This window comes from Rhizobacter sp. (genome assembly GCA_021153565.1).
Taxonomy (GTDB): domain Bacteria; phylum Pseudomonadota; class Gammaproteobacteria; order Burkholderiales; family Burkholderiaceae_C; genus Albitalea.
Genome location: JAJKJU010000148.1, coordinates 1 through 5,016, shown reverse-complemented (window position 1 = coordinate 5,016; position 5,016 = coordinate 1). Strand labels below are relative to the sequence as shown.

Annotated in this window: 2 protein-coding genes and 1 pseudogene; all 3 read right to left on the bottom strand. The window is 63.2% G+C overall.

Features of this window, described 5'->3' with window-relative positions:
• Window positions 1-121 precede the first annotated feature (121 nt).
• Window positions 122-2,320: a DEAD/DEAH box helicase gene (locus tag AC30NL_RS09095; protein WP_489463684.1), complete on the bottom strand. Its 2,199-nt coding sequence runs from the start codon at window positions 2,318-2,320 to the stop codon at window positions 122-124.
• Between the two features lie 186 nt (window positions 2,321-2,506).
• Window positions 2,507-4,062, bottom strand: a pseudogene (locus tag AC30NL_RS09090) (DUF1173 family protein).
• A gap of 22 nt (window positions 4,063-4,084) precedes the next feature.
• Entirely contained in the window at window positions 4,085-4,930 is an 846-nt protein-coding gene (locus AC30NL_RS09085; protein WP_489463683.1) for a site-specific integrase, read from the bottom strand.
• Window positions 4,931-5,016 lie beyond the last annotated feature (86 nt).

Genomic DNA, 5,016 nt, shown 5'->3' with positions numbered 1-5,016 from the left:
ATCTGCGCTTCGTCCTTCAAACACTGCATTCCAGCACCCCGTGACCGCCGAAAACCGCGTCCTCGCCAGCAAATAACAGCGCATTTACACCGGCGCTAACACCATGGTCCCAGGCTACGGGTCAGACAACCTGGCTCAAGGCGTCCTTCTTCCACCCCAGCATGGACAGATAGGGATTCTCTTGTGCGGACACGCGCACCTGCAGCGCCGGACTGAGCAGCCGATGGACGCTCGCTTTCTTCCTCGCGGCGACCTCCTCGGTCACCGGGAACCCCTTCGCCTTGATGGCCTCAACGCGGGCCGCAAAGCGCTCGTGCCGCTCCACGCTGGTCATCAAAATGCAGTGGTATTGCGCCCGATCCGAATGCATCAAGCGGCCCAGCCGCTGCAGGCTTTGGATGCGCGATCCAAAGAGGCCCGAATGGTCGATGGTCACCTCGCAGTGCGGCACGCTGATGCCGGCGTCCCCGATCCTCGAAAGCACCATGTTCTTCGACGCCCGCAGCACACGAAGCTTGTTCTTGGTCTGGCTGTGGATGAACGGAATGCCATATCTCAGTTCAAGTTCCCGTCCGTCGGCGATCGACTCGCACAGCACGACCACCGATTCGTGTTGCATCAGGAGATCCCCGACCACCTCGTGTTTGTGCTCGAGGTCCTCGACGAGGAGGACCTTGACGGGGATTCGCTTGACGACGCCGGACTCCATCTGGGCGGTCCAGTCGCCCCCGACCAAGGCTCCGGTCATCTTCGACACGAACGCACCGCGGCCGTCGCACCGCATGTCGGGCGTCGATGAGAGCCCGATGCGGTACTGGGTTCGCGCGAACGCGTGCCGGTGGGCCCGCGCCGCCGGCAGCCGGTGGACCTCGTCGAAACAGCCCACCACCCAAGGGCCATCAAGCTTGGCCCGGGTCTGGTAGCTGAAGATGTCGATCGTGCAGCGCGGGGCGTCGGCGCGATCGAACACCTTCACCACATGTTTGGCAGGCTTGTGCCAGCGTGTGACCTCCACGCGCGGTAAGAGAGCCGTGAGCTTCTCGATCCATTGATCGCGCAACAGCTGGGTGTCGACCATCAGCAGGTGTCTGCCCTCGATGCGCGTCATGGCCATCATGCCCAGCGTGCTCTTGCCGAAGCTCATGGCGTGGGCAGCCGTCATCGCGCCAGCGTCCACGAATGTCCGCAGGGCGTCCTCCTGATCAGGCCGAAGCTCAAGGTCAAGGATGTTGTCCAGCAGGACCTGCGGCGGCACCGGGTCCGACGTCACCAGCGACAGGCCGGCCTCCAGCAGCTTCTCGAAGGCCTTCACTGAGCGCGTCGCACTGCGGTCCCCACCGAACAGGCACGCCATCACGTCTCGGTCGTCGACCACCTCTCCGGCCGCGTTTCGCAGCTTTCCCTCCTTCCACTCCAGCCCCAGCTTGCGGGCCTGGATATCGATGACCTCGTCGTCGCCCGGATCCATGTCCGTGAACAAGCCGTCCTCCGAATACCTGGACACCTGGCAACCGCACCGAGGACACGACGGCAACGCGTAGAGTCGGCTCCAGAAGGCCGTGCCGCCCTCCTCGGCACACGAGCGATGGCGAAACGAATGCCGCTTCTCGGCCAGCTCAGCCTTGCCGTGCGTGACCTTCCTGCCGACCTGCGTCAGCCGAACCTGTGAATGCCAGGCATTCGACCGGCAAACCACTCGTTTCCAGGAGGGAGGATCGGGAAGGCCGTCCAACTCCAGCGCCACCCGAGTCGCCTTTGGTGCTGCCCGGTAGTCGTACACCTCGGGATGCGCCACCAAGAGCGAGCGCAATGAACGCTGCGAGACGTAGGTGATTGGTGCCGCCCCGTGGCGGCGGGAACGCTTGCGCGCTCGCAGCCAGCCGCGGTCGATGAACTCGTGCCACTGTCGGTGGTCGATCCGGGTCAGTTCTTCGATGTCGCGAACCGTCAGGTCCTCTCCGTCGTACCTGCCAATGCCGATCCGTTTGCGACGAAGGTTGACGGAATTGAAGCTGCGCCCCAGGGCGGCGGCAATCGCATCCGCCGACATGCGGTGCCAGTTCTCCGCGATGTACTTGTCTTCGTGCTTGGCCCACGACTTGCGCTGCTTGCTGGTCTCGTAGCCTCCGCGCTTCGCGGCTTGGACGATGTTGTGGCGCATGAGTCCGGGCTTCAGCTTCGACCAGGTGGCCAGCAACTCATCGATGCACGCTGTGGTGCCGTCGAACGCCACGGCGATCTGCTTGCACTGCTCCAGCGAGAGCATGGGCACCCTGCCCCGCTTCTTGTCTTTTGATCGCGCACCAGTGTCCTCTGACATGATCGGCCTCCTTTGGTTGCCGATTCATGCTCCCAGGAGTTGTCGCCAGATCAACCCCGTCGTCGCTTCCCTTGCGAACGGGACTTGGCCCTGGTGCCGTTGCCCAGATCTTCAATCCGGCTCAGTATGCAGAACGAGCCGCAAATCGCGCCGGGTTTCCCGAAGTGCCGAAAACGCTCCGACACTTCAGCAAGACTGTCCGCCGGGACGTTGTCGAGGTAGAGGATCGGCTGAGAGTCTGCGTGAATCCTCTGCAGTTCGATCGTTAGCTTGCGAAGCACGTCCGACCAGCAGGCACTGCAGTGCTTGCGATTGCTCATGACATGGTGAAACGGCACGAACATCGGAGCGTGTCCCGGTCGCCCGCGCAGGTCGTCTCGCGGCTGGAGCGTCGCCACCGAATCGATGAGGGCGTACGCCAAGGCGTCGGCGCTGCGTGTGCTGGGTGTCGCCGGAGTCATTGGCACGTTGCTGCTCCCGTGTCGCCGGCAATCTCGGATTGGTCAACCCCAGCTGCCGCAGGCCGGGGCTGCCGCGAAGTGTTGACGCGAGGCGGCAAAGGCGGATCTCCTTGTCCGTCTCCCAACACCAGGCCGCGCCGGCCGCCGTCTTGATGACCTTCTCCTTGATGGCGCGGTCCTTGGCGTCCATGAACGGACTCACGATGTTCAAGGGAACCGGTGAAGCTCCAGCGTCGAGCAGCAACACATTGGGGAAGCCGGCCGCCGTCTTTGCGTCGAACTTCAGTGGTTTGATGAAGGCCTGCCCTTGACGCGTCAGCTCTTCGATCTGCGGCAGTTCGTACAGGCCGTCCAGCGGTATCCATTGGTCGGTCACCAGCATCAAAGTCAGCGAATCGACCTGATAGGTGTGCTCGCGCTTCGCGTAGATCAGCGCGGCCATCACGACGTGGGGCTTGTGCTCGACGTCGGCGTCGACGGCCTGGAGGATCGCCTTGTATGCGCGCTCAGCCTTCTCCCACGCCTTGTTGTCGATGTAGACGGGCACGTCGGGCATGTGCTTGACTGTCATGCGGCGCCCGTACGTGGTTGATTGGACAGGCAGTGTCAGTTGCCCGATGAGGATGGCCATCTTGAACTGCACATCGTCTTCGGGCGAGAGCAGTATTGCCAGCTTGCGTCGCCTGCGCTCTCCGATCTCCTCTGCGTCCGGAACCCGGAACTGTTCGGGCACGAACAGCCGCTCCTCGAGGGTTCCGCCCTTCACCATGACACCGCGCGCTGCCGCGGTGAGGAAGCGGCTGATCACCGACTGGGACCGGCGGCCCTGCATCGCCGGGTACCACCGGCGCGGTCGTACAGGAAGTGAAGGACTGCGCGCAAGCTCATGCGCTTACGCGGCGCATTGATCGACGGTGGGTCGTCCGCCTGCTCACCGCGAGGTAGCGGCCTGCCCGCCGTGCGCGCCAGCGCGAAAGCGGTTCGGATCTCGACCTGCTCCGGAGCATGCTCGACGATCGCCTCGCCCATGAGTTCGCCAATCCCAGACACTCCGCCCTCGGGCTCGAACGAGTGGCACGCCACGTGGTGCAGGTGGCCCGTGCCGGGCATACGCTTGATCACGAACTCGGCATGCTTCGCGACATACATCTCGACGCCACCTTGCACGCACATGCACCGCGGCCGCTCGGACGAGTCGTACACGCGGGCCAACGCGTCCTGTAGCAAGGGATCGCCGGACGGATAGGTTCTGCCTCGAACAAAGTAGCGGATTTGATCCATGTGACGGCTCCCGGGTTGCGCGCTATACCAAGTCCTTCACGAGCGCCTCCAACGACTGAGGGGGCCGTTCCAAGAGGCGCTTGACCGATCGATTGCTGGCCAGCCCCAGCAGCTGCCCGACCTGCTGCTTGTCCGCGCCCCTTTCCGTCAACCTCTGCGCGACAATTCGGCGAACCGCCTGGGCGGTGAAGCCTTCCCAGCCAGCCCGATGAAGGATCACTCGGTAGGTTGCGATGAGAACCGGGCTGGTAGGCCGGGGGTCACGGACGCTGCGGGGACGTACCTCAAACGGACGGCAATGCTCTGTGAGGAAGAGCGCGCTTTCAGGATCCAGGCCCCGATAGGCTCCCTTCGAACCCAAACCCACTTTGCGGCGGCTTCGCTCCTCGAGGTAGGAGTCGATAGCGGCACAGGCGCGCGCTGAGCTGAAGTACAACGGCCTCGCGTGCCCACCGATCGCGGCTTGCTGGCGAAGTTCTGATTCGCCTCGGACGCTTCCGTCGTGATTGAGATAGTCGCGCACCAGCATCCGAGCGATCTCGAGCGGCTTAGCCCCGGTGCAGAGCAAGATGTAGAGAAGTGCCACATCGCGATTCGGATTGCTGCTGAGCCGGCGCAGACGATGGGCGCCGGCAGCAACTTGCTCATCACCGAACATCGGGGGCGGTGTTGGCCGTCGCTGGTCATTGGGTGAGAAGCCACGCACCGCCTCCATCACCACGGGTGCCGAGCGACGCAGCAGCCCCAGCGAGACAAAGGGAAGATCGTCCAACCCTCGTATGGGACGCTGACGTGAAACCTTGAGCAGCAAGGACTTGATCTGTCGCTCGACAGTCGAATGGCCTTGCCCCCAAAAAACGTACTCCATAGCTGAAGCTGAAAATGCATTCATGGAGAACGAGAGATGAGCAAGAAAGACGGATCGAATCGCCGCGCGCGATACACGGTGGAGTT